The sequence below is a fragment of the Streptomyces sp. NPDC059456 genome (assembly GCF_042750055.1).
Classification (GTDB): Bacteria; Actinomycetota; Actinomycetes; order Streptomycetales; family Streptomycetaceae; genus Streptomyces.
In genome coordinates this window covers 9,203-10,230 of the sequence record NZ_JBHYVA010000270.1, presented here as the reverse complement: position 1 = coordinate 10,230, position 1,028 = coordinate 9,203, and the positions used below count along the sequence as shown (strand labels likewise).

Below are 1,028 nucleotides of genomic sequence, written 5' to 3'. Positions count from 1 at the left end.
TGAGGGACCGGCACGGCACGGAAGGACAGTGGACTGGCGGGACGCCCCCGGACCCACTCCGACACCGCCCGGCCCGGCCCCCGCCCCCGGTATCCCGTCCGACCGCTCCGCCCCCGGCTACGCATCCCGACCGCCCCCGACCACCAATACCCCTACACCACCGGGTTCTCGCGTACCGCCGCCAGGTCCGAGGAGGTCTTCGACGCGATGAACTCCGTGATGCGGTACGAGCAGACGCCCGCCAGGGTGAACGGGTCTTCCGACGCGATCTTTTCGATCTCCGCGCGGGAGACGCCCCCGGCCAGGATGATGCCGCCCTCGCGCGGGACCTTGCGGCCCGAGGCGAGGAAGACGCCGGAGGCGTAATAGCCGTCCAGCCAGGCGATGTGGGCGTCCAACTCGTCTTCGACTGCTTCGATGGGCGCGGTGTAGGTGAGCTCCATTACGAACATGATCGTCAGGCTACTCTCGCACCATCATGACGAGCGCAAAGACCCCCGCCGACGAGGCCGAGGCCCGGGCGGTACAGGACGAACTCCGCCATCAGGTCGTACTGGACGAGCCCGGCCCGCCGCCCGGGCGCGGGCTGGTCGCGGGTGTGGACGTCGCCTACGACGACGAGCGCGACCTGGTCGCCGCCGCGGCCGTCGTCCTCGACGCCGCCACGCTGGAGGTCGTCGAGGAGGCGACCTCCGTCGGGCACGTCAGCTTCCCGTACGTGCCGGGGCTCCTCGCCTTCCGGGAGCTGCCCACGGTGCTGGCCGCGCTGGACGCGCTCAGCGCCGTCCCCGACCTGGTCGTCTGCGACGGCTACGGGCTCGCCCACCCCCGCGGCTTCGGTCTGGCCTGCCACCTGGGCGTGGTCACCGGGCTGCCCAGCATGGGGGTGGCGAAGAACCCGTTCACGTTCACCCACGAGGAGCCCGGGACCCGGCGCGGCGACGCCGCGCAGCGGGGGGCGGGCGACGCCGCCCCCGTGGGGGGGGGGGGGGGGGAGACAGACAGGGACAGAGACAGGGAGAGGGTAG

General features: G+C 72.6%; 2 protein-coding genes. One reads left to right on the top strand and one right to left on the bottom strand.

Features of this window, described 5'->3' with window-relative positions; all coding sequences use genetic code 11:
• Window positions 1–152: 152 nt before the first annotated feature.
• On the bottom strand, window positions 153–452 hold the full coding sequence (locus ACFXA3_RS22765) for a YciI family protein (RefSeq protein ID WP_385189376.1): 300 nt from the start codon (window positions 450–452) through the stop codon (window positions 153–155).
• A gap of 26 nt (window positions 453–478) precedes the next feature.
• On the opposite strand from ACFXA3_RS22765, the gene ACFXA3_RS22760 reads away from it, so the two are divergent.
• Window positions 479–1,028, top strand: a 550-nt coding sequence (locus ACFXA3_RS22760) for an endonuclease V (protein WP_385189375.1), incomplete at its 3' end; no start/stop codon positions are given.